The organism is Bacteroides celer, assembly GCF_002632415.2.
GTDB lineage: Bacteria > Bacteroidota > Bacteroidia > Bacteroidales > Bacteroidaceae > Bacteroides.
The window spans coordinates 3,371,573-3,396,757 of the sequence record NZ_CP178209.1 but is presented as its reverse complement, the minus strand read 5'-3'; the positions used below and the strand labels follow the sequence as shown (position 1 = coordinate 3,396,757).

General features: G+C 38.3%; 21 protein-coding genes and 2 pseudogenes. All 23 read left to right on the top strand.

Features of this window, described 5'->3' with window-relative positions:
- Positions 1–96 precede the first annotated feature (96 nt).
- The 23 genes and pseudogenes from CJF29_RS13875 to CJF29_RS13765 all read left to right on the top strand — a co-directional run bounded on the left by CJF29_RS13875 (position 97) and on the right by CJF29_RS13765 (position 25,181).
- Positions 97–687 (top strand): UpxY family transcription antiterminator, encoded by a 591-nt coding sequence (locus tag CJF29_RS13875; protein ID WP_099146947.1) that lies wholly within the window; start codon positions 97–99, stop codon positions 685–687.
- Positions 688–1,215: 528 nt separating this feature from the next.
- A complete protein-coding gene (locus tag CJF29_RS13870) occupies positions 1,216–1,590 on the top strand; it encodes a hypothetical protein (protein ID WP_099147684.1) in 375 nt (124 codons plus the stop codon).
- The gene (tnpB, locus tag CJF29_RS13865; RefSeq protein WP_099147683.1) at positions 1,584–1,919 is read left to right on the top strand and encodes an IS66 family insertion sequence element accessory protein TnpB; all 336 of its coding nucleotides are present in this window, start codon (positions 1,584–1,586) and stop codon (positions 1,917–1,919) included. Before CJF29_RS13870 ends, tnpB (CJF29_RS13865) begins: the two co-directional genes overlap by 7 nt.
- Positions 1,920–1,987: 68 nt before the next feature.
- Positions 1,988–3,772, top strand: coding sequence for an IS66 family transposase (tnpC, locus tag CJF29_RS13860; protein WP_413544489.1), 1,785 nt, complete (start codon positions 1,988–1,990; stop codon positions 3,770–3,772).
- A gap of 87 nt (positions 3,773–3,859) precedes the next feature.
- Positions 3,860–5,689 (top strand): annotated as a pseudogene (locus tag CJF29_RS13855) (polysaccharide biosynthesis protein); the annotation flags it as partial.
- A gap of 13 nt (positions 5,690–5,702) precedes the next feature.
- Positions 5,703–6,536: a polysaccharide biosynthesis/export family protein gene (locus tag CJF29_RS13850; protein WP_099147616.1), complete on the top strand. Its 834-nt coding sequence runs from the start codon at positions 5,703–5,705 to the stop codon at positions 6,534–6,536.
- A 6-nt stretch (positions 6,537–6,542) separates the two neighbouring features.
- The gene (locus CJF29_RS13845) at positions 6,543–8,963 is read left to right on the top strand and encodes a GumC family protein (protein ID WP_099147615.1); all 2,421 of its coding nucleotides are present in this window, start codon (positions 6,543–6,545) and stop codon (positions 8,961–8,963) included.
- A 216-nt stretch (positions 8,964–9,179) separates the two neighbouring features.
- Complete coding sequence (locus CJF29_RS13840) at positions 9,180–9,539, top strand: hypothetical protein (RefSeq protein ID WP_074637954.1); 360 nt, start codon at positions 9,180–9,182, stop codon at positions 9,537–9,539.
- Entirely contained in the window at positions 9,533–9,874 is a 342-nt protein-coding gene (gene tnpB, locus CJF29_RS13835; RefSeq protein ID WP_081352712.1) for an IS66 family insertion sequence element accessory protein TnpB, read from the top strand. The genes CJF29_RS13840 and tnpB (CJF29_RS13835) overlap by 7 nt, the downstream gene beginning before the upstream one ends.
- Positions 9,875–9,950: 76 nt before the next feature.
- A complete protein-coding gene (gene tnpC / locus CJF29_RS13830; protein ID WP_074637953.1) occupies positions 9,951–11,765 on the top strand; it encodes an IS66 family transposase in 1,815 nt (604 codons plus the stop codon).
- A 315-nt stretch (positions 11,766–12,080) separates the two neighbouring features.
- The gene (locus CJF29_RS13825; RefSeq protein WP_413544488.1) at positions 12,081–13,622 is read left to right on the top strand and encodes a hypothetical protein; all 1,542 of its coding nucleotides are present in this window, start codon (positions 12,081–12,083) and stop codon (positions 13,620–13,622) included.
- 311 nt (positions 13,623–13,933) lie between these two features.
- Positions 13,934–14,209 (top strand): annotated as a pseudogene (locus tag CJF29_RS13820) (DapH/DapD/GlmU-related protein); the annotation flags it as partial.
- Positions 14,210–14,487: 278 nt separating this feature from the next.
- Complete coding sequence (locus tag CJF29_RS13815) at positions 14,488–14,862, top strand: hypothetical protein (RefSeq protein ID WP_009041306.1); 375 nt, start codon at positions 14,488–14,490, stop codon at positions 14,860–14,862.
- Complete coding sequence (gene tnpB / locus CJF29_RS13810; protein WP_008998566.1) at positions 14,856–15,191, top strand: IS66 family insertion sequence element accessory protein TnpB; 336 nt, start codon at positions 14,856–14,858, stop codon at positions 15,189–15,191. The genes CJF29_RS13815 and tnpB (CJF29_RS13810) overlap by 7 nt, the downstream gene beginning before the upstream one ends.
- Positions 15,192–15,269: 78 nt before the next feature.
- Positions 15,270–17,045 (top strand): IS66 family transposase, encoded by a 1,776-nt coding sequence (gene tnpC / locus CJF29_RS13805; protein ID WP_413544487.1) that lies wholly within the window; start codon positions 15,270–15,272, stop codon positions 17,043–17,045.
- A 228-nt stretch (positions 17,046–17,273) separates the two neighbouring features.
- Positions 17,274–18,140: a polysaccharide pyruvyl transferase family protein gene (locus CJF29_RS13800; RefSeq protein ID WP_413544486.1), complete on the top strand. Its 867-nt coding sequence runs from the start codon at positions 17,274–17,276 to the stop codon at positions 18,138–18,140.
- A 1-nt stretch (position 18,141) separates the two neighbouring features.
- Positions 18,142–19,326 (top strand): glycosyltransferase, encoded by a 1,185-nt coding sequence (locus tag CJF29_RS13795; RefSeq protein ID WP_413544485.1) that lies wholly within the window; start codon positions 18,142–18,144, stop codon positions 19,324–19,326.
- Between the two features lie 14 nt (positions 19,327–19,340).
- Complete coding sequence (locus tag CJF29_RS13790) at positions 19,341–20,303, top strand: acyltransferase family protein (protein WP_413544484.1); 963 nt, start codon at positions 19,341–19,343, stop codon at positions 20,301–20,303.
- Positions 20,300–21,388 carry a glycosyltransferase gene (locus tag CJF29_RS13785; protein ID WP_099147607.1) on the top strand — a complete coding sequence of 363 codons (1,089 nt, stop codon included), beginning with the start codon at positions 20,300–20,302 and terminating at the stop codon, positions 21,386–21,388. Before CJF29_RS13790 ends, CJF29_RS13785 begins: the two co-directional genes overlap by 4 nt.
- 2 nt (positions 21,389–21,390) lie before the next feature.
- Entirely contained in the window at positions 21,391–22,527 is a 1,137-nt protein-coding gene (locus tag CJF29_RS13780) for an O-antigen ligase family protein (RefSeq protein ID WP_099147606.1), read from the top strand.
- A 9-nt stretch (positions 22,528–22,536) separates the two neighbouring features.
- On the top strand, positions 22,537–23,361 hold the full coding sequence (locus CJF29_RS13775) for an alpha-1,2-fucosyltransferase (RefSeq protein ID WP_099147605.1): 825 nt from the start codon (positions 22,537–22,539) through the stop codon (positions 23,359–23,361).
- Between the two features lie 10 nt (positions 23,362–23,371).
- Positions 23,372–24,616 carry a glycosyltransferase family 4 protein gene (locus CJF29_RS13770; RefSeq protein ID WP_099147604.1) on the top strand — a complete coding sequence of 415 codons (1,245 nt, stop codon included), beginning with the start codon at positions 23,372–23,374 and terminating at the stop codon, positions 24,614–24,616.
- Positions 24,617–24,635: 19 nt separating this feature from the next.
- On the top strand, positions 24,636–25,181 hold the full coding sequence (locus CJF29_RS13765; protein ID WP_099147603.1) for a serine O-acetyltransferase: 546 nt from the start codon (positions 24,636–24,638) through the stop codon (positions 25,179–25,181).
- Positions 25,182–25,185 lie beyond the last annotated feature (4 nt).

Here is a 25,185-nt window from a genome sequence, read left to right as displayed (position 1 = left end):
CGTTTTTTCTTGTTTACTATTTATAATTTTATCTATCTTTGTCACCGAATTCAATCCATTGCCTAAGGGGTATGGAAAAATGAGGGGTAAAAATACATGATCATTAAGAAAAATGACGATCGAAATCTTCTGCCAACAGATGTGATTGGCAGCAGCGTAGCGCACTCAAAACGTTGGTTGGTGGCAATCGTACGTATTTGTCACGAGAAAAAAACGGGTGAGCGGCTTACGAAAATGGGGATCGAAAATTTCCTTCCAATTCAACAAGAAGTCCATCAATGGAGCGACCGCCGTAAAATTGTCGACCGGGTACTGCTTCCGATGATGATTTTCGTTCACGTTGATCTGCAAGAACAAAAAGAAGTCCTGACTTTATCTTCTATCAGCCGTTACATGGTATTACGTGGGGAGAGTACTCCGGCTGTTATTCCTGATCAACAAATGTTGCGATTTAAGTTTATGCTCGATTACTCGGATGAGACGATTAGCATGAGTACATCGCCATTGGCTCCGGGAGAGAAAATACGGGTAATCAAGGGACCATTGGCAGGATTGGAAGGGGAATTAGTACATGTGAATGGGAAATCGAAAGTTGCTGTTCGATTGACAATGTTAGGGTGTGCATGTGTAGATATACCGGCTGGGTGTGTAGAGCCGGTATCTGAAAATGGGGATTTACGTGATTGAGTAATCAATCTATTTTATAGGGGTATGGGGATTTTACTGCAAAAATGTAATGAAAGTCTGTAAAATAGCAGGCAGTCTATCTGACATCGGTAACCAAACAGTGGATATATTTATCGATGACCTCTCTCAAAAATAAAAATCCATAAAGTATTATGAATTATATCTTTACAAAAGATATAGTGTAGAAATGTATGTACGTATCGAAAGATGAAGGGATTCTTTGTTGGGCTACACCAACATGGAAATCGTAGTCATAGTCCTTGTACTGATCATAATCAATCAGATAAATCAAATTTCGAAATATTATTTTATTCATTTATACTATAATGGAAAAAACATTGAAGGACATAGTGCAATATGTCCGCAAAAATTATTTCAGTTATTGGGTTATTTTAGGTATTGACACGGCAATTTCTGTATTATGTTCGTTGGTCGCTTATGCGGTAATTGTTAGCGTCCAAAAATGCCGTATAGTATAACCGATATAAAATCCAGATCTTTGCTTTCGTTAAATCAAAATCCAAGTTTATGTATAGTTACAATGATTTTGAGCGTCTATTTTTGCGCTATAAATTGGAAGGTATCCCTGCTGGTGTTTCTATTGAGAAATTTTGTATGTCCAACCAAGTTCCTTATAACCTATTTTCCAAATGGTACAAGGATACCCGAAAGAAGATAATTCCTGTTCAGGTTTTGGGTTCTCCCTCAACGGAAGCAGAAGTGCCGGAAAGTCCTTCCTCAATCCGGGAAGTAAAGCCAGAATCGGATCCTCGGCTTTCTTGTCATACCGAACTTCGAATCCTGGTGGATATCCGCATGAGCAATGGTGTTCATCTCAGTCAGAAAAATTTAAGCTACGAAGGTTTGAAAAGCTTAGTGGAGAAACTGGAGGGCTTATGTTGAATATTACAGGACTAAATCGTTTTTTCTTAGTTCGTGATTTTCATGATATGCGCTGTAAATATGATAAGGTCTTATCCATCATCCATCAACAGTTGAACCGTGAGCCTGAGGATGGTGATGTCTTTATCGTGATGTCTAAAGATTTACGTCTGGTTCGTTTGTTCAGCTATGACCGACGGTCTTACAGTATGTTTGAGAAACGTTTCAGACCCGGCTACCAGTTTATGCATGTAACCTGTAATGGTGCTGAAAGTATTTATTCAATCAATTGGCAGGATGTCATCCTCTTGTTGGAATCCCCTGTTGTTAAACGTTTAATAATCAAATAATTATCAATTAAAAAGTAGTAAAAAATTCTTTTATTTCATTGTTTTTTTGTATCTTTGAAGCAACAAAGATGCTGAATATGAATGATTTGGAAAGAATGAAACAGCTTTCTTCCGCAAGGAAATTGAAGGAACGGGAGGAGACTCCTGCACCTTTTGAAGACCCATATTCAGATATGACCCCTGACGAAAAATCAAAAATGATAATAGCGCTGATGGCTGCCCGTGAGCGTGACGCTGAACGGATCCAACGGGACGAGGCTCGCATAGATGAACTGTTGTCCAAGGTTGATGAACTGTTGTCTTTGCAGAGATCGGCCATTGCAGCTGAAAAACAGCTGGACGATTATAAACAGATGAACATCAATCTGTTGTCTAAAATATCAGCTTTGGAAGAGCGGCTTAAAGTCCGTAATAAGAATCTTTATGATGGTAAGAGCCAAAAAGGAATCCATAAAAAGAAGCGTGAGGTCGAAGAGGACCATACACGTGACAAGGATGATTTCGACGGCACTCCCCAATCCCTCGGCTCCTGCTTGCCACAATCTGGTGAGGCTCATGCGCAGGAAGAGGATTTTGAATCAAAATCAAAAGAAGCCCGTCTTTATCGTCAAGGACTTTCTTATCGCACTATGAGCGCTGACAATACGGTTTGTCATAATAGTGATATCCGCCAACTGCCGGCAGGTTCAAAAATCATCAAACGTTTCCGTAAATATGCCTATGAACAGGTAAGCAAGCTTGTCGAGCATGATTACGAGGTTATCCGCTATAAGACTTCGGACGGGAAAATTCATGAAGGCTATTTCCCTTTCAGTGGGCAGCCTGAAATCATTGACGTGGTTCCTGGAACGCACGCTTCCGGTTCTTTTCTGGCTTATCTTGCTTTCAACAAATATGTTCTGGATACCCCTCTTTATCGTGAAATGTACAGATTATCAGGTGAATCAATGCGTTTGAGCCGTATGAGTCTGACCAATTGGTTGGAGAAAGGCTCTACCCATTTCTGCGGTTTGATTGCTTATCTTAAGAATACTTGTTTGGAAAAGGATTCCATCGTGAACTGTGATGAGACCTGGTGCCGGGTAAAGCGTAAAGGCTGCTATAAGAAGAAATACATCTGGTGTCTGGTCAACAAACTGTCAAAAGTGGTTATCTATTGCTACGAGGATGGTTCCAGAGGACGTGATGCCTTGAAGCATATCTTGGGTGACAGCCAGGTGAAAGCTCTTCAGTCAGATGGCTACAATGTCTATCTGTATTTGGATGATCATATGGTCGATATAGAACATCTTTGTTGCATGGCCCATGCCCGTGCGAAGTTCAAGTATGCGTTGGATCAGGGTAATGATAAGGATGCGGCATTCATATTGGAATTGATCGGTGAGCTTTACAAGCTGGAACGCGAGTATGAAGAAGGGCAGTTGTCCCCCGAGCAGATAAAGCTTTGCCGGAATAACTTAAAGACCAAAGAAGTAATCATAAAGTTACGCAGTAAGCTTGACGTCTTGCTCAGTGACGGTCATCCGCCCCGCGGAGAGTTGATGGAGAAGGCAATAAATTATATGAATACTTTTTGGACTCAGCTGTTCGCCTACTTGAATGACGGCTCTTATTCCATCGACAATTCCATTGCCGAACGTTTTATCCGTCCCTTGGCCGGTGAGCGAAAGAACTCGTTATTCTTCGGAAGTGACAGGATGGCACACGTTTCAGCGGTATATCATACCATCATCTCAACCTGTAAGATGCAGGGTGTGTCTGTGCTTGATTATTTCAAGAGATTTTTCAGCGAAATTGTTAAAGGACGTAGGGATTATGAACATTTGTTACCCTTGACAATCGGACTGGAGTAATAACAAATATTAAAAATCAGTATCTTTTTTGACGTTATTTATGAGGGAACCGCCTTGTGGCGGCTTTCCTTGGGGTACACGTCAAAATTGGACGCTAACGCGGTAATTCATTATATGGAGCATGTTCCAATGACCGATTGGATGCTTTGCAAATTCGCTTGTGTCTCTTTGGTTGCAAGTGTTGCAGGAGCTTTATTATTTCATACTTATCGTAATACGATTCGTTTTTCACAAGCGCGTGAACTTTGGCGTATTATGTGTGCCGTATTATTCAAAATAGCTTGTTTGGCAATCGTTTCTTTTGGACTTATATCTGGGACTCAATTGCCATATAATTATAAAATATCTTATCTTCTATTTGATGGCCTACTGACTCTAGTACTCTTGACAACCTTTCGTGTATCATTGATAATCGTCTATGATTTTTTGTTGGACTGGGTGAATAAAAAGAACATCCGTATTCTTATTTATGGTACTGATGAAGAGAGTGTAGCTTTGAAACTACGTCTAAGGGATAGTGCACATTATAAGGTCGCAGGCTTTTATGTATATGGCAGAAACAACAGCCGGCGTCGATTGGCGGATCTTCCCATTTATTATTTTGAAAATGAGTCGGATGTTGACTATATCATGCGGAAGCGTGGTATTAAGGGAATTCTGTTTGCCCGTTATGAAGACACCCGTTTAGAGGAAAACCGTCTTTTGGAGTATTGCAAAAGCAATAAACTTAAAACATTGATAGCTCCTACTATCAGCGAAGCGGACTCTGACGGAAACTTTCATCAATGGATACGCCCTATTAAAATTGAAGATTTGCTGGGACGTGCTGAAATCAACATCAATCTTCGTCAGGTAGCGGAAGAGTTTCGTGGCAAAGTGGTGTTGGTGACTGGCGCGGCAGGCAGTATCGGTAGTGAACTTTGCCGTCAATTGGTGCAGATGGGAATTCAAAAACTTATCATGTTCGACTCTGCAGAAACTCCTTTGCATAATGTCCGTCTTGAGTTTGAGAAAAATTATCCTGCTATAGATTTTATTCCTGTAATCGGTGATGTGCGTGTGAAAGAACGTGTACGTATGGTGTTCGATCTTTATCATCCTCAAATCGTCTTTCATGCCGCCGCTTACAAACATGTACCGTTGATGGAAGAAAATCCTTGCGAGGCTGTCCTTGTCAATGTGACCGGTTCCCGACAGGTAGCTGACATGGCTGTGGAATATGGTGCGGAAAAAATGATTATGGTTTCTACAGATAAAGCCGTGAATCCTACCAATGTAATGGGTTGCTCCAAACGTTTGGCAGAAATCTATGTACAGAGTCTGGGATGTGCTATCCGTGAGGGAAAAGTGAAAGGTCATACCAAATTCATCACTACCCGTTTTGGAAATGTATTGGGCAGTAATGGTTCTGTCATTCCTCGTTTTAGGGAACAAATTGAGAATGGCGGTCCTGTCACTGTTACTCATCCTGATATCATCCGTTTCTTCATGACTATTCCTGAAGCTTGCCGCTTGGTGATGGAGGCTGCTACTATGGGAGAGGGCAATGAGATCTTTGTTTTTGAAATGGGAAAAGCCGTGAAGATTGTTGATTTGGCTACCCGTATGATTGAATTGGCTGGTTATCGTCCGGGTGAGGACATAAAGATCGAATTTACAGGATTACGTCCGGGTGAGAAGCTTTATGAAGAGGTGTTGAGCGATAAAGAAAATACAATTCCTACCGAAAACAAGAAAATTATGATAGCTAAGGTACGTCGGTATGAATATGCAGATATCCTTGATACTTATGCGGAGTTTGAGAATTTGTCGCGTACAGTAAAGATTATGGATACCGTCAGATTGATGAAGAAAGTCGTGCCGGAATTCAAGTCAAAGAATTCTCCACGATTCGAAGTGTTGGATAAAGAAAAATAAACTAGAATATATTATGAATAAATCATTTTACATTGCTACAAGTATGCAGAAAAAAGTCAAGGGAATACTCTCTTGTTTGATAGCGATCTTTCTGCTTGCTTCCTGTCAGGCATATAAAAAAGTTCCCTATCTACAAGATCCGGAAGTGGTGGGGCAGGCTGTTCAACAGGAAACTCTGTATGATGCCAAGATAATGCCGAAAGATCAGCTTACTGTCGTGGTATCATGTACCAATCCCGAATTGGCAGCTCCATTCAACTTGACGGGAGCTGGTTCTGCCGGTATGACTGCCGGAAATTCACAAAGCGCTTCTCAATCATCCCAACAGACTTATTTAGTGGACAATGAGGGAAATATCAATTTTCCTGTTTTAGGTGCACTGAAAGTGGGGGGACTGACTAAAAAAGAGGTAGAGCAAATGGTGATGGAAAAACTTAAACCCTACATCAAAGAAAATCCGATTGTCACAGTCCGTATGGTCAACTATAAAATCTCAGTATTGGGTGAAGTTGCCAGTCCCGGTACATTTACTATCAGCAATGAGAAAGTGAATCTGTTGGAAGCTTTGGCTATGGCGGGGGATATGACTATTTATGGAATTCGTGACAATGTAAAGTTGATTCGTGAAAGTGCTGACGGTAAACAGGAAATCATAACATTGGATTTGAATAAGGCTGAAACCCTCCTTTCCCCTTATTATTGGTTGCAGCAGAATGATATTGTATATGTGACTCCTAACAAGGCGAAGGCCCGCAATTCGGATATCAGTAACAGTACAAGTCTTTGGTTCTCTGCTACTTCTATTCTAGTATCATTGGCGAGTTTATTAGTTACAATATTTAGATAATATCGTATGATTGAGGAAAAAAAGGAAAAGCACGGAGTACAGTCTGAAGAACAGAACAATATTCAGGAAATTCTGTTTCGTTATCTGATTCATTGGCCATGGTTTGTTGGTTCGATAATAATTTGTATTGCTTGTGCTTGGGGATATTTGCGTTTGACAACCCCCATTTATAATGTTTCCGCCACTGTCTTGATGAAGGATGAAAAAAAGGGTGGGGGAGCAAATGTATCTTCTGAACTGGAAAAGATAGGGATGACTGGTTTTATCTCATCGTCAAGTAATATAGACAATGAAATAGAAGTCCTTCATTCGAAATCTTTGGCAAGAGAAGTTGTGAATCGCTTGGGGCTTTTTGTAACTTATATGGATGAAGATAAGTTTCCCCAAAGAGAACTGTATCGCACTGCTCCTGTATTGGTAAGCCTGACTCCGCAGGAAGCGGATAAACTTCCGCAGACAATGAAGGTAAATATGGTTTTACAGCCTACAGGTGCGATGACTGCACAGATCACCGTAGGAGAAAAAAAATATCAGAAAGAGTTTGAAAAATTACCGGCTGTATTCCCGACTGATGAAGGGACAGTAGCTTTTTTTGTGAATAATGACACCTTATCCTCGGTCCGTCCGGAGAGTGTGACGAAAGAACGACATATCATAGCTTTTATCAATCAGCCATTCTTTGTCGCGAAAGGATATGCTGCCTCTCTGTCAATAACTCCTACTTCAAAAGCGACTTCCGTAGTGACCGTTTCACTTCAAAATTCTAATATTCAACGTGGTAAAGACTATATCGATAAGTTGCTTGAGGTGTATAATATCAATGCCAACAATGATAAGAATGAAGTAGCGCAGAAAACGGCAGAATTTATAGATGAACGAATAAGTATTATTTCAAAGGAATTAGGCAGTACGGAGCAGGAATTGGAGAATTTTAAACGTAGTGCCGGTATTACGGATTTAAGTAGTGAAGCACAAATAGCCTTAACCGGTAATGCTGAATATGAGAAGAAACGCGTAGAAAATCAGACACAGATTAATCTTATCATGGACTTGCTAAGATATATGCAAGGAAATGAATATGAAGTGTTGCCTGCCAATGTAGGGCTACAGGATGTAGGAGTAGCCGGAGCAATCGACCGATATAATGAAATGGTAGCTGAACGGAATCGTTTATTGCGCACATCAACGGAAAACAATCCCGCAATTGTAAATCTTAATACTAGCATCCGTGCAATGCGCAGCAATGTACAGACTACTTTGGATGCCACGTTGAAGGGATTGGAGATTACCAGAGCTGATTTGGTTCGTGAGGCAAGCCGTTATTCCCGTCGTATCAGTGATGCCCCTACCCAAGAACGTCAGTTTGTAAGCATTGCCCGTCAGCAGGAAATCAAAGCAGGGTTATATCTAATGTTACTTCAGAAGCGTGAAGAGAATGCCATTGTTTTGGCAGCTATGGCCGACAATGCCAAAATTATTGACGAAGCACAGGCGGATGGCGGTCCGGTTTCTCCCAAGTGGATGACAATTTATCTGGCAGCCTTGATATTGGGAATAGGAGTTCCGGTAGGTATCATTTATTTAATAAGTCTGACTAAGTTCAAGATAGAAGGTCGTGCTGATGTTGAAAAATTGACTTCACTCCCTGTTATCGGTGATATTCCTTTAGCGGATGAAAAGAATGGATCCATTGCTGTATTTGAGAATCAGAACAATCTTATGAGTGAGACTTTCCGTAATGTTCGTACCAATCTTCAGTTTATGCTTGAAAATGGTAAGAATGTGATTTTGGTGACTTCTACTATCAGTGGTGAGGGTAAATCCTTTGTTTCTGCCAATTTGGCTATCAGTCTTTCTTTATTAGGGAAAAAGGTTGTGATTGTAGGTCTTGATATTCGTAAACCGGGATTGAATAAGGTCTTCAACATACCTAAGAAAGAGCATGGTATTACTCAATTTCTGACTAATCCTGCTATAAACCTGATGGATTTAGTACAGCTTTCTGATGTAAATAGGAATTTATATATTCTTCCCGGTGGAACTGTCCCTCCTAATCCAACAGAGTTGTTGGCTCGTGACGGGTTGGAAAAGGCTGTTGAAATATTGAAGGAGAATTTTGATTACGTAATATTGGATACGGCTCCTGTAGGTATGGTGACTGATACTTTATTGATAGGACGTGTGGCAGACTTATCCGTTTATGTATGTCGTGCTGATTACACCCGTAAGGCTGAGTTTACTTTGATCAACGAACTTGCTGAAAATAGTAAATTGCCTAATCTCTGTATCGCTATCAATGGACTGGATCTTCTGAAGAAGAAATATGGCTATTATTATGGCTATGGTAAATATGGCAAGTATTATGGTTATGGAAAACGTTATGGCTATGGTTATGGCTATGGAGAACATAGGGTGAGAGAAGAGTAAAAAATATATTGTTCCGCCAATTCTTTGAATATACATGGGCTGGATATTTTTGGGGAGGGGATATTATTATCTATTAATACTTGTTGATGTTTTGTGAAGAGAATAATGACAGTAGGTGTAAATATTGCCAATTTTAGAAGGTAAGCACTCAATTGCTTTTTTGTCTGCCTTTTCCAGATAGTTTATCTTCGTGTCATAAATCAAAAAAAAGTATTTATGGCAAGTAGTACAGATTTTAAGCTGCTCTTTGAGAAGTATCAGGAGGATGGTATTAAACAAGGAATTTCAATAGTTAAGTATTGTCAGATGAATGGCATTGTTTATTCTCATTTTGAGCGTTGGTATAAAAAACACCGTGCCGGCGTTGTTCTCCCTGTCGAGATTGTAGATGAGAGTGGTCTGCTTGATAAAAGCGATGGCGGCTCCTCGTCTATCCTCTCGGATAATACTTCTTCCTCTGTGGCGAGTGTTACTTATGTGAGTATCGTTTTTTCGAATGGCCTCGAGGTGAGTAGCCATAACTTGAGCTATCAGTCCCTACGTGGTATGATAGATAAGCTGGAGGTTCTATGTTAGCCATAACCGGTAGTATGAATATTTGGTTCATCGCCAATGTCAACGATATGCGTATGGGTCGTCGTCGCCTGATTGATATCGTCAAGGATCGTTTTCCTAATCCTTATAATGGGGATATGTTCGCTTTCATGTCCAAGAACAGGCAGTTGATGAAGCTGGTCAGATATGAAAACCGTATGTATATGCTTTATGAACTGGAATATGAACGCGGCTACAAATTTATGCATCCTGTATATGAGGATGGTTGTGTCACTCATTTCCAACTCGATTTCAAATACCTGGTGGCATTGCTCAAATGTCCTGTAGTAAGTAAGCTAAGTATTATCGGGTGTTAGTATTAATTAACTGATATACAATATATTAATCAATATTTTATTCGTTATTCTGTTAGATTTTTCGTATCTTTATGGTATGGAAAAAGATCAGAAAACGGATATTGACGGGATGATAATGGGTGCCCATTATCTCCATGCCTTGGACAAAGAGTCCTTGGCGTCCAAACCGCTATCTGAAATGGAACGTGAAGATTATTTAGATACGATTAACAGCTTGACTTCTGTCATAGAACAGTTTAAGGATTCTTACTCCCTGCTGAAAGCCGCAATGGAGTCTTCTGAGAAACGCAATGAGTCTTCTGAGAAGCGTAATGAAACCTTGCAGTCTCAGGTGGTTCGTCTTCAAGAAATAATCTGTACTCTGACAGATGAAATCCGCAGCTTGCGTGAGGAAGTCTCCAAGCAGTCTGATTATACCAAGCGTCACAATAAGATGTCCTACGGCAAGAAGAGCCTTTCTTCCCGTAGCAAGCAGGAGGAGAAGAAGAAGAGCCGTGAGGAGGAGAAGATGGATGATGACGGTTCCGACCCCCCTTCCAATGCAGGCAATGAGCCCTCTCTGGACTTGACAAAGGTGAAATCAGAGAACATCGACAAGGAACGTGGTCCCCGTGGCCCTTATACGGCTATGGAAGCGGCCAAAGTGATACATTTGAAAACCATTCTGGATGTTTCTCCTGAGGGAATGAGATTTATCGGCTATAAAACAGTAGATGAGTTCAACCGTATCAGCTACATTGAGTGCACCCGTTTCGAGGTGGCCGTTTATGAGGATGAATATGGCATCCGCCACGATTTCTATCGTCCGGAGGATTCTAATGACGCACGGCGTCCCAAGACGAATGTAATAAGCGGTACTCCGTGCACTCCTGAGTTCCTTGCCGATATGGTGGTGAACCGTTGGATGCTTCATACTCCCAATCATAGAGAGAATATACGTATGCGCATCGATAAGTTTACTTCCAGCGAGAACAGCCGTTCGAACTGGCTTAAGATAGGTGCAAAGCTTTTGAAGCCTTTATGCGAACATTTCAAAAAGAAATTGCTGAAAATGAAATCCATCCTTAATATCGATGAAACCTGGTGCAGAGTACGTATAAAATATAAAGGGGACGGCACGAAGCTCGGCAAATATCTTAAAAAGTATGTCTGGGTTTTGGTCAACAAGCTTGATGGTTTAGTCTATTTTCTGTATGATAATGATGAGAATGACAGCAGAGGTTGTCGACCGATCGAGGAGTTCCTTGGAGATTTCAAAGGTTCGATACAGTCAGACGGTTACGTGGTTTATAGACATCTGTCTCGTACTCATCCGGAAAATGTCCACCTTCTGTGTTGGGCGCATGTCAGAGCCAAGTTCAAATATGCTGAGGAGATAAGCAAGGATCCTGATGCCGCATGGTTTGTCGAACAGATTGGGCTTTTGTATATGGTTGAAGCTGAGAATATCAAGCTCCACCGGACTGTTGATGAGATAAAGCTGCGACGGTCCAGGTGTGATGTGACAAAAATACTTGCTTCTCTTCACTTCAGAGCTGAAAAGATGATAAAGAACGGGAAACATCTGCATTATGGCGACTTGATGAACAAAGCTCTTACTTATATGCTCAACGGCTGGGGTGAATTGCAGAACTACCGTATGGACGGTCATTATACTATCGACAATATGATCGCTGAGCGTGTCATCCGGCCCTTTACGGTAAACAGAAAGAATTCTTTGTTTTATAGCAGTGAGCAGGGAGTGGATGTAGCGGCTACCTATCTTACCGTAATAGAAACAGCCAAGATGCATGGTCTTGAGGTTCGGGACTATCTGGTGCGTGTATTCCGTGAAATCATGAATGGAAATAAAGACTGTTCAACATACGCTCCTGAGGCGTTTCTAGCATAAAAAAGCAATTTGAAATGTTAAAATTGAAATTATCAGCGATGTTAAGTCGCTGATATTAAACGTGGCAAAAGTAATTGAGTGCTTACTTTTAGAAGGAATATATTTATGTAAATGACTAGATACTCAGGTTGAATAAGTCGATGTTGCTTTGTGAGAAACATATGATTGTTTTCGTGCATAATTTCATAACCTAACAAGGTTAAGGCAAGGGGGATAGTTCTAAGAAGATTGTGTGTAAATGCCATCATCTAAAATATCAAGATTCTAATTTGGTTATTAAAAGAGCAAAATAACTAATATTTTCTTATTAAATTCATGTCAAACGACATATCACAAAATAACAAACGTATAGCGAAAAATACGATGCTGTTATACTTCCGTACTTTCATTACGATGATTGTGGGATTATATACAAGTCGTGTAATGCTTCAAGCCTTAGGAATTGAGAACTATGGAATAAACGCAGCGATAGGTGGCATAGTAGGTATGAGCTCAATATTAACTGTTGCAATGTCTGTAGCAATAAGTCGTTATATTACGTTTGCGTTAGGAAAAGGAGATGAGAGCCAACTAAAACAAATGTTTTCAACATCTATAAATGCACAGATATTATTATCTGTAGTAATAGCTTTAATTTTAGAAATAATTGGAGTATGGTTCTTAAATTCTGAAGCGAATATACCTGTTGAAAGATTGTATGCAGCTAATTGGGTTTTACAATGTTCAATTGTATCATTAGCCATTTCATTAATAAGTTCGCCTTTTAATGCTACAATTGTTGCTCACGAAAGAATGTCTGCTTTTGCATATGTAAGTATTGCAGAAGCTATATTAAGATTGGTCGTTTGTTTTATCATTCAAATTTATAATGGTGATCGGTTGATATTGTTTGCAATTTTACAAATTTTTGTGGCTATTGTTATTCAATCTTTTTATGCAATATATTGTAAACGCAATTTTAGTGAAGCTACATATCATCTGCGAACATTTGATAAAGGTTTATTGAAAGAACTTACAGTGTTTAGTAGTTGGACAATACTTAATAGTGGTGCTTGGACGTTTAGTACTCAAGGAGTAAATATGTTGATTAATGTTTTTTTTGGTGTTACATATAATGCTTCCAGAAATATTGCAACAACTGTAAATGGTGCCGTACAGAGTTTTGTTGGTAATTTTACAACAGCTTTTTCACCTCAAATCACCAAAAGTTATGCAATAGGAAATATAGAATATGCTGTATTATTAGTAAATAGAGCAACGAAATTTACTCTGCTTTTGATGTATATTTTTGTTGTACCTGTATGTATGGAAGCGGAAATGATATTACATTTATGGTTGGGAGATAATGTTCCTACATTAGCGCCATTATTCCTTCGGTTGGCTATGTTTGAATCTTTAACAGTTACATCAGGCTCAAATCTTCTGAAGTTAGTTCAAGCAAATGGAAATATAAAACGATATTCTATTGATACTGCCCTATATGCAGGAATGGTGTTTCCAATATGCTGGGGAGCATTTCGTTTGGGAGCTCCTGTTTGGGCTTCTTATGTGATATTTATAATCATTTTCTTTACACAAAATTTTATACGATATGCCAATGTTAAACGACTGATGCATTTTTCAGTAAAACAACACTTTAAAGATTGCTTGTGGCCATTTATGAAAGTTGCAATAATGTCGTTTACTTTACCAATATGTATATCTTACTTGCTTGAAGGTGGGATTATTCGTTTTCTAATAATATCTGGAATATCTATCAGTTGGACGATATTGTGTTGCTACATATTGGGGTTATCCAAAAATGAAAAACAATTTCTATTAAGTAAAATCAAATCATTAACAAATAGATTAGGATGATTCTTTTTAGTATATTAAAAAAGATTTATGTTTCATATCTCATAAATCGAGCACAAGAAAAGAAACAGTGTTATTTGCAAAAGTTAGGTTTGGAAATATGCTTACCTTTTGATATATCAAATGTCGAACATATCATACTTGATCTTAAGGAGAATGAATTTTGTTATATTGGTCCTAATTCTTGGATGGAGTTGAGAGGTAAATTATTTATTGGCTCTGGAACTATTATTGGACCACGTCTAAGAGTGCATACAGCCAATCATCAATGGGATGGAGAAATGCTTCCGTATGATGATAAATATCTTGTAAAAGATGTTCGAATTGGTAAAAATGTTTGGATTGGATCAGACGTATCGATAATGCCGGGAGTCCATATAGGTGACGGTGTAATAATTGCTGCTAACTCTGTTGTGACAAAAGATGTAGCCCCTTTAACTATGGTTGGAGGTAATCCCGCAAAGGAAATAAAGAAACGCGACGAGGCAAAATATAATAGTTTATGTAAAGAGAATAAAATCTATTTAACGTTAAAGAAAAACGGACAAACAATATTAGATGAGAGTCAACGTATAATAAGACTAGTATAGTGGAATTCCTCATAAAATATAATTTCTTTGAATATGGAAAACTGTATGATATATTTGATATTATTGAATAAAAGTGTAATTAGTACTGTTGAGATACAGGGTAGATTTGTATGGGAATTCTTTGGCTTTTTTATTAATAGTTTTAACAGCAGTAAACTTATTCAAACCTCTTATTAAAGAATATATAATTGACGTTATGGTTAGCGTCCAAAAATGCCGTATAGTATAACCGATATAAAATCCAGATCTTTGCTTTCGTTAAATCAAAAGCCAAGTTTATGTATAGTTACAATGATTTTGAGCGTCTATTTTTGCGCTATAAATTGGAAGGGATCCCTGCGGGTGTTTCTATTGAGAAATTTTGTATGTCTAACAAAGTGCCTTATAACCTATTTGCCAAATGGTACACGGATACCCGCAAGAAGATAATTCCTGTTCAGGTTCTGGGTGCTCCCTCAACGGAGGCCGAAATGAAGGAAAGTCCTTCCCCAATCCCGGAACGAAAGCCGGAAGCGGATACTCTGCTTTCTTCGCATAGCGAACTTCGAATCTTGGTGGATATCCGTATGAGCAATGGTGTTCATATCAGTCAGAAAAATTTAAGCTACGCAGGTTTGAAAAGCTTAGTGGAGAAACTGGAGGGTTTATGTTGAATATTACAGGACTAAACCACTTTTTCTTTGTCCGTGATTTCCACGATATGCGCTGTAAATATGATAAGGTCCTATCCATCATCCATCAACAGTTGAACCGTGAACCGGAGGATGGTGATGTATTTATCGTGATGTCTAAAGATTTACGTTTGGTGCGTTTGTTCAGCTATGACCGACGGTCTTACAGTATGTTTGAGAAACGTTTCAGACCCGGCTACAAGTTTATGCAGGTAACCTATAATGGTGGTGAAAGTGTTTATTCAATCCATTGGCAGGATGTCATTCTCTTGTTAGAATCTCCTGTTATTAAAAAGTTGATAATCAAATAAATAACAAGAAAAAAGTATCGAAATTATTCTTTTATTTCATCGTTTTTTTGTATCTTTGAAGCAGCAAAGGTACTGAATATGAATGAGTTGGAAAGAATTAAACTGCTTTCTTCCGCACGGAAGTTGAAGGAACGGGAGGAGACTCCTGAACCTTTTGAAGACCCCTATTCAGATATGACCCCTGACGAAAAATCAAAAATGATAATCGCGCTGATGGCTTCCCGTGAGCGTGACGCTGAACGCATCCAACGGGACGAGGCCCGCATAGATGAACTGTTGTCCAAGGTTGATGAACTATTGTCTTTGCAGAAAGCCGCGATGGCAGCTGAAAAAGAGCGGGACGCTTATAAGCAGATGGTTGGTAATCTGTTGTCTAAAATAACAGTTTTGGAAGAGCGTCTTAAAGTCCGTAATAAAAACCTTTATGATGGTAAGAGCCAAAAGGGAATCCGTAAAAAGAAGCGTGAGGTCGAAGAGGACCATACACGTGACAAGGATGATTTCGACGGCACTCCCCAATCCCTCGGCTCCTGCTTGCCACAATCTGGTGAGGCTCATGCGCAGGAAGAGGATTTTGAATCAAAATCAAAAGAAGCCCGTCTTTATCGTCAAGGACTTTCTTATCGCACTATGAGCGCTGACAATACGGTTTGTCATAATAGTGATATCCGCCAACTGCCGGCAGGTTCAAAAATCATCAAACGTTTCCGTAAATATGCCTATGAACAGGTAAGCAAGCTTGTCGAGCATGATTACGAGGTTATCCGCTATAAGACTTCGGACGGGAAAATTCATGAAGGCTATTTCCCTTTCAGTGGGCAGCCTGAAATCATTGACGTGGTTCCTGGAACGCACGCTTCCGGTTCTTTTCTGGCTTATCTTGCTTTCAACAAATATGTTCTGGATACCCCTCTTTATCGTGAAATGTACAGATTATCAGGTGAATCAATGCGTTTGAGCCGTATGAGTCTGACCAATTGGTTGGAGAAAGGCTCTACCCATTTCTGCGGTTTGATTGCTTATCTTAAGAATACTTGTTTGGAAAAGGATTCCATCGTGAACTGTGATGAGACCTGGTGCCGGGTAAAGCGTAAAGGCTGCTATAAGAAGAAATACATCTGGTGTCTGGTCAACAAACTGTCAAAAGTGGTTATCTATTGCTACGAGGATGGTTCCAGAGGACGTGATGCCTTGAAGCATATCTTGGGTGACAGCCAGGTGAAAGCTCTTCAGTCAGATGGCTACAATGTCTATCTGTATTTGGATGATCATATGGTCGATATAGAACATCTTTGTTGCATGGCCCATGCCCGTGCGAAGTTCAAGTATGCGTTGGATCAGGGTAATGATAAGAATGCGGCATTCATATTGGAATTGATCGGTGAGCTTTACAAGCTGGAACGCGAGTATGAAGAAGGGCAGTTGTCCCCCGAGCAGATAAAGCTTTGCCGGAATAACTTAAAGACCAAAGAAGTAATCATAAAGTTACGCAGTAAGCTTGACGTCTTGCTCAGTGACGGTCATCCGCCCCGCGGAGAGTTGATGGAGAAGGCAATAAATTATATGAATACTTTTTGGACTCAGCTGTTCGCCTACTTGAATGACGGCTCTTATTCCATCGACAATTCCATTGCCGAACGTTTTATCCGTCCCTTGGCCGGTGAGCGAAAGAACTCGTTATTCTTCGGAAGTGACAGGATGGCACACGTTTCAGCGGTATATCATACCATCATCTCAACCTGTAAGATGCAGGGTGTGTCTGTGCTTGATTATTTCAAGAGATTTTTCAGCGAAATTGTTAAAGGACGTAGGGATTATGAACATTTGTTACCCTTGACAATCGGACTGGAGTAATAACAAATATTAAAAATCAGTATCTTTTTTGACGTTATTTATGAGGGAACCGCCTTGTGGCGGCTTTCCTTGGGGTACACGTCAAAATTGGACGCTAACGACGTTATGTCGAATAGTAATAAGATATTAAGCTTTTAACGGAACTGTTTTTATGTACTGAAATAATATCTAGAATGAGGTATGACTCAAATTTGAATACTAATTTAACTTTTAAATGTATTATAAGAAATGAGATTCATTAAAAATATAATAGAGTTATTGTCAAACCCTATTTTTATTAATGCCATTTTAGCTTATGAGGGGAAGGAAGTTAAAAATGAAAATTGGGGGGATGACATTAATTATCATTTTCTTAGGGAAATTGTTCAGCAACCTATCGTTCATTACAATCATAACTCTATGGCATTGCATTTACAAATGTCCAACTATTTAGTGATAGGATCAACGATACAATGGTTGTCAAATAAAAGAACCATTGTATGGGGAGCTGGTATGATTGATGACCGAATACTGGAACAGAGACCTTACCAAGTATTAGCTGTTAGGGGACCGCTCACAAGGGAAGTATTAATAAAACAAGGAATAGAGTGCCCTGCTGTATATGGAGATCCCGCATTGTTGGTTTCCCGATATTTTCCCATGGATAAGGTTGAGAAGAAATATGATTTGGGTATTATTAATCATGTATCAACGACTTCTCCATTTATTGCTAAGCAACTTCAAAAGCAATATGGTGCAAAGGTAATATCACTAAAAGGATACGAAGATTGGAAGAATGTTATTCAAGAGATTTGTGAGTGTAAGCGTATTATGAGTAGCTCACTTCATGGGCTTATAATTGCAGAATCGTATGGTATTCCAAATGTTTGGTTTGAAACACAAAGATTAATAGGAGGTCATTTTAAATTTCATGATTTTTTTCAATCAATAGGGGTTGACAGGAAGGGACCGTTATTAGTAACGGAGCATACAACTTATAATCAGATTGACAATATGTTCCAGTTATACAAACGAGGCTATATTGATTTACAACCCTTACTAGATTCATCTCCTTTTGAACTGTTGCCTATTGATATTCTCCAAACACATTGTTAATATGAATATATTATTTTATACACCCAATGAGGTCTCTCCGGAAATTGGAGGGACAGAGCGCACAACTACAAACGTAACATCGGCTCTTACAAAATATTATGGGTTTAAGTGTTATTCGATGTACAGTGAACGTATTCCAGATAATTATATTCGTACGAAGTTTGTAGACACAATTTGTTTGGATAATTTCAGTGATGTTACAACGCAGGAGAAATTAAGAAAATTCATTGTAAAATATCAGATTGATATTTTGGTAAACCAAGGAATTTTTGGACTCACGAAAGAATTTCGTAAATCTGTAGATGGTTTATGTACAAAAATCATTCTAGTACATCATTTTGAACCAGGTGGAGAAATCCTTTTTTTACGTTTTAAAAGTGTATTTAATTATCCTGTTCGCTGTATTAGTGAAGTAGCGAAAATTTGTAAATCAATAGTATTGTATCCATTTAATCGATATATGGCTCCAATAAGATTGCGTAGAGCTTATAAGGAGGGGGTTAACTTTTCTGACAAGGTAGTTTTGTTATCAAGACGATTTATTCCTGAATTTTGTAGATATGCAGGAATTGACAATACAGTCAAAATGGATGCGATTAATAATGCATTAAGTTTTGATATGTTTTATGATGTGGATAAATTAAGTGAAAAGAAACATTATGTGTTAATAGTTAGTAGGTTGGATGAATCACATAAGAAAATTTCGTTAGCTCTAAAGGTATGGAGGTTAATAGAGAAGAATACCGAACTGAATGGTTGGAATCTTAAAATATTAGGTAAAGGAAATGATGAAATGTTTTATCGAAAATTGGTTGAAAAAATGCAATTGAAGAGAGTCGTTTTTGAAGGTGTAAAGGATCCTTTACCTTATTATGAAGAAGCTTCATTATTTATGATGACAAGCGTATCTGAGGGTTGGGGACTGACGCTTACAGAAGCACAACAGATGGGGTGTGTACCAATAGCATTTGATACCTATTCATCTCTTTATGATATTATTTCTAATGATGAGAATGGTATCATTGTGCCTTGGAAGAATTTAGAGGAATACGCTAATAAAATGACAGCATTGATGATTAATGAAGAATATAGGATGAGAATAGCAAAAGCATCGATACTGTCTGCTCATCGATTTACACAAGAGTCAATTGGTAGGCAATGGTTTAATCTTCTGTCAAAAATTTAAGGTAGATCGTATAAATGAATAGACAGCGTTTAGATTTTTTGGATATAGCTAAGGGGATTACTGTATTGTGGGTGGTATGGATGCATATGGAAATGCCAATGTATTTATGGGCGAGTTTTCAGATGCCTTTCTTTTTTATTTTATCTGGAACACTTTATAAACAGCCTGATATTAATAAAGGGATAGTATGGATAAAAAGGAAAGCTATTTCATTGTTAGTACCAGCTTTTACTTTTTTCTGTATATCAGCATTGTTAATGGAATCAAAATCAGAGATTGGTGATTTATCTTGGTTTTGGAGGTTTCATAAATATTCACAGGGGGGGATAATTTGGTTTTTACAGGCCATGTTTCTATATCTTTGTTTTCACTATTTGATTGTTCGGTATTTACAATGTAAATATTGGGGAATATTAATTTCATTAATATTCTATCCTATAGGATATTTTCTTTATGGCAAGTTGTATTATGATATTATTCCTTGTATACCGGTCGCACATATTTTGGTAAATTGGATTTATTTTGAATTGGGGTGTTTATGGGGTAGAAATTATCAAATTATAACCGATCCAAAATTGGAAAATAAAAGGTTGTTGTTTGCTTGTTTTGCTGTATTATTTGTCGTTTTAGTTTGTACACCTGTTTTTAATGAATTGTGTTTTAGAAGAATTTTTGGTGGTCAAAATCTTCTGATTCCTGTTTATGGTATGGTTTACAATATATGTATGACCTATTTGGTTGTACTCTTCAGTTATAAGGTCGGTTCATTCTTTATTGCTAGACCTTGGAGGTTCTATGGGCATAACTCTTTGGTTGTATATTTGGCACATTGGCCCATTTATATATATGCGATCAAACCATTGATAGATGATGGTATGAATAAGTTTTTAGGCTATGTCATCGTAGTGGCTTTGATTACGACATGCATTTATTTCTTTAATTTCTGCTGTCCAATATTGATAGGTAAATGTAAATGAAAAATATATTGATTGTTTCTCCTCGTGAGGTGAATCCTATGATGGGAGGAATAGAACGTGTGTCCGATGCTCTCGCTCGCCGATTGATGCAAGAGGGGTATTGTGTGGTATTCCTTTCTGATGAGCGCTCTTCTACAGAACCATATACACCTTGTACCACACAATACCTGCTTGATACCGACCATTCAAAGCGTCAAACTCAATTATTGGATGTAATACGGATACATAGAATTTCCGTGATTATCAACCAAGTAAATCTTTTTAGTATAATGCCACGAGAACTGCTGCCTGATGATGTGAAGGTCATATCGGTAATTCATGATTCTCATTATTCTATGTATCATCATATGGATATGTGCTGGTTGAGAAAGATTCGTTGGAAGTATATTGTATCAAGGGGATTGAAGTATAATTATCGACAGAGCGATAAAGTCGTATTGTTTTCTGAAAAGTTTATTCCAGAATTTCAGTTCTTTTATAAGGACAAAGATGCTTCTAAATTTGCGATTATTCCCAACTTTAATTCCTATATTTCGGTGCAGGAGTTGGAACCCAAACAACGGAAGGTGCTCTTTGTGGGTAGATTGAGTTTTGGACCTAAACGTCCGGATTATTTATTACATATATGGTCAAAGGTTTGTAAAAAGTATCCGGATTGGCAGTTGCAAATTGTTGGGGATGGAGATTATATGGATAAGGTCAATCAATTGGCGATAGAGTTGAAGCTCACGAATTGTAGTTTTGAAGGTCAACAGGATCCGCGTCCATACTACGAGCAGGCTTCTATTTTCTGCCTCACTTCAGCCTATGAAAGTTTTGGCATGGTGGTAACAGAGGCTATGCAGCATGGGGTAGTTCCTTTGGCTTTTAATAGTTATTCCACAGCTCCCGAAATCATTGCAGATGGAGAAGATGGTTTTTTAATCAAACCGTTTGACCTTGATGCTTATGCGGATAAACTTGAAGTATTGATGACTGATAATGCATTGAGAAACCAAATGAGTAAAAAGGCGAAGCGTAATGTGCAGAAGTTCTCACATATAGAAGTTGGAAAACAGTGGGTTCAATTGATTGAAAGTTTGTAGATATGGCAAAAATAACTAATTATTGGCTGTTTCTATTTTTATTAGGCAATATATGTATGCAGTATCAAATACTGACTCCTTTCGGCAATTTGTTCTTCTATCCTTTATTGGCATTAGGGGTTGTTTCGATTGCCATCAATATGAATACTTTACTTGCTCACTTGAATAAGTATAAGTTTATTGGTGCGTATATTGTTATCTTGTGGGTATATCAGTTCGTTTTTGGGTTGAGTCATATACATGAAGGAACATGGGTGTATCTTATAGCCAAGACAACCATGTTGATGATGACGGTAATTGCGATAGAAAAGATCCCGGAGTATTACCATTCGGAATTTTGCAAGAAGTTTTTACTGTTCTGCGTGGTGTTGATTACGGCTGGCTTGGCCTTTTTTGATTCAGCAGGAATAAATGGACGACATGTATTCGGATTTGGAAATCCTAATGCGGCAGGTCATTTGGCTGTCTTAACCTTTGCCGGAATGTTGATGATAAATCCGTTTGTAGGCAAAAAATGGCTTTCTCGAGGACTTATGTTAGTTTGTTTGGTGGCTGTTTTATTAACTGGAAGTCGTTCCTCGGCTGCAATGGCTGTGATAGCCATATTTATTCGGTATGGAATAAATAAAAAACTAATTATCGCATTGGTTGTATGTTATATGACAGCCACCTTGGCTCTTCCCTCTCTTGGCATTCATTTAATTGGCATTGAACGATTCACTGAAAGTGTAGAAAGTGGTGATCTTATATCCAATCGAGAATCAGAGCGTGAGGCGGCTATTTTTATGATCGATGAAAATCCGATAGAGGGTAATGGCATCATGTGCCCCAATTCGGAAGGAGCCAATATGATTAGCGAACTTGGTTCTCATAATACATATTTAGACTGGTTAAAGTGGTTTGGGATCCCATTAGCAAGCCTCTTAATACTTTATCTTGTAATAGATGTACTACAAATCTTTTTTAGGTATTGGAAAACGCAAGATGAGTATATTAAATTCCATCTTTTTGTAGTTGTATCAACAGTTCTTGATTGCTTTTTTGAAGGCTATATTTGGGGTGTAAATGAAATGTCTAATACCATATTCTTTACATCTTTGGCGGTATTGTGCAAAAGAAAAAAATATAAAGTATATTAGACGAACAATATGAAAAAAGAAATAATGTACCCGGCTTTATCTGAGAAGGACTATGGTTGCTTTCGTGTAAGCGGGCCGGGGCTGGCCAATTGTATGTATGTGGCAGCTCGTGCCTATGTAAATGCAAAAATCAAAGGTACTGACATGATTGCGCCTACATGGCGTAAGATTAGTATCGGTCCAATTCTACGAGGCGAACGCGATAAGCGCGTGTATAGTGATTTATTTTATGATAAAGGCATTACAGGATTCCGTAAGTTGTGGCTCTTGAAGATACAACCTAAGCGTTTGGTGAAGTTTATGGGTTGCGGGGACTATTTTACGGATTTAGAACCGCATTATAAGTTGGTACAAGAGTATTTTAATGGAATTATTCGACCAAAAACAATAGAACACGTAACAACTAACGGACTGCTACAAGATTGTGTGGCAGTGCATGTTAGACTGGGAGACTATGTGGAAAGTTGGCGAGTTAGCTTGGATTGGTATAAAGGTGTCATGGAAAATATTCTTAAGATTAATCCGAAACAAAAGTTTGTCATTTTCTCTGATGGATCAGACGAGGAATTGCAATTGTTGCTGAATATCCCTAATGCAGAGAGAGCTTTTTATGGCAATGCTTTTGCAGATATTTGGGCTATCTCAAAATGCAAAATGCTGATAGCTTCTATGTCAACTTTTAGTGGCTGGGGTGCCTTCCTTGGAAGAGTTCCCATTTTGTTTAATAAGAGAAACTTTCCCTCTGTCTTTTCCGGTAATGTTCCTGAAGCTGTAATAGGTGATTCTACTGAGCTCCCTAAAGAATTTAAGGCGATTATAAGTAATAGCTTGTAGAGTGTGATGTATGGGCAATCATTTTGAAATGGTAGATAAATTGTATATTACTATTACTCCATTTTTCCCTTCAAAGGACAAATTGTTTTATTCTTACGTTTATGACCAAGTGCAAGCAATCGAACGTAATAGTGACTATAAAGTGATAGTCTTTCGTCCGAAGTCTCCTTGGGAAAAATTTGAGGATTATCAATATGAAGGAGTGAAAGTGTATTATTTTAATGCGTTTGAAATGCCTTCGCTAATTCTTAATGGTATTTTTAATGGGGTTAATTCACGCTTCTTTATAGATCGCGTTAAGCAATTAGGTATTGATGTCAGTCAAATTGTAGTTGCACATGGGCATACTTCTCAATTTGCAGCTTATGCGCTTGCATTAAAGAAAATAAACTCTAGGATAAAGGCTGTAGTTCAGCATCACGATTGTGATCCATATACCATACGGAATGGTAAATGGGCCCAAAAAAGGTGGAATGCTATTTATAGAGCTCAAAAAAGCATTGAACTATTTGAGAAGGTTGATTTACATCTTTGTATCAGTGATTTTGTAAAGGATTCATTGATGTGCTTCCCCAATCCGCCAAAGAATCTCTATTATGACAGTTATCGCAAAGCGCTAACAAGCGTGGAGGGTGTAAGAAGTCCGATTATTAAGGACACTTATACATTATATAATGGCGTAGATTGTAATAAGTTTTTTCCAAAAAAAACTGCATTGGTAGGTGACGAATGTTCGAAGGAAAAATTTACAATTGGTTGTGTCGCAAATTTCGTTGAGCTAAAAGACCAAATGACTTTGTTGAGAGCAATAAAAATGTTGCGAGACAATGGTGATACATCCTTTAAAGTTGTTTTTGTTGGTTCAGGTGTCAATTTATCGGAATGCCAACGATTTATAGGGGATAATGATTTGAGTAGATTCGTAGAAATTAAGTCGGAGATTCATCACTCGGAATTGAATAAGTTTTATAATCAATTAGACCTGTTTGTGCTCCCTTCTTTTTTTGAAGGCTTTGGTTGTGTATGTACGGAAGCTGCAGCGTGTGGCGTGCCGTTTATGATTTGTAAACATCAAGGAGCGGCTGAATATATTGTAGATGAGGACAAATGGCTGTTTGAACCTCACGATTACAATATGTTAGCAAAGCTTATTTCAAATTATAAGGTGGCGAGGTATAAGCAAGTGCTCAAGTATTCTTACAATATTAATGATTTAATAGAGAAGTATTTGATTTATCTAAATCAGATAGTATAATCTTTAATGAGTTGATTATATGATTGCAAAAGGTTACTCTTTTATAGATTTAATAAAATCGGATATGTTGGCGCGTCCTTATGTGGCGCATTTTTCTTGGAAAGGACTTCTAAAGATGTATTTTACAAGTCCGCTTTTTCGCTTTCAATTTTGGCTTAGATTCTCACGATATTGTAAGAAGCATAAGCTTGTATTGTATTCTCCTATTGGCGTATATAGTTTCTTGCGATTTCGTCATTTGGAGTATAAATATGGTGTGCATATAGGCACCCATATTGAGATTGGTCCCGGCTTACATGTTGTACATGGTGATGGGATTTATGTAAATGTAAAATCAATAGGAAGTAATTTCACGGTTTATCAAAGTGTGACATTTGGCTCAATTAAAGATATACATAAACCTATTATTGGAGATAATGTAACCGTTAATCCCGGTGCTGTAATATATGGTGATGTTGTGTTGCATGATGGTTGCATTGTCGGAGCCAATTCTGTTGTAAATAAAGATGTTGCAGAAAATGATGTTGTGGCGGGAGCTCCTGCCCATTCCATTAAAAGAAAATAGGGGT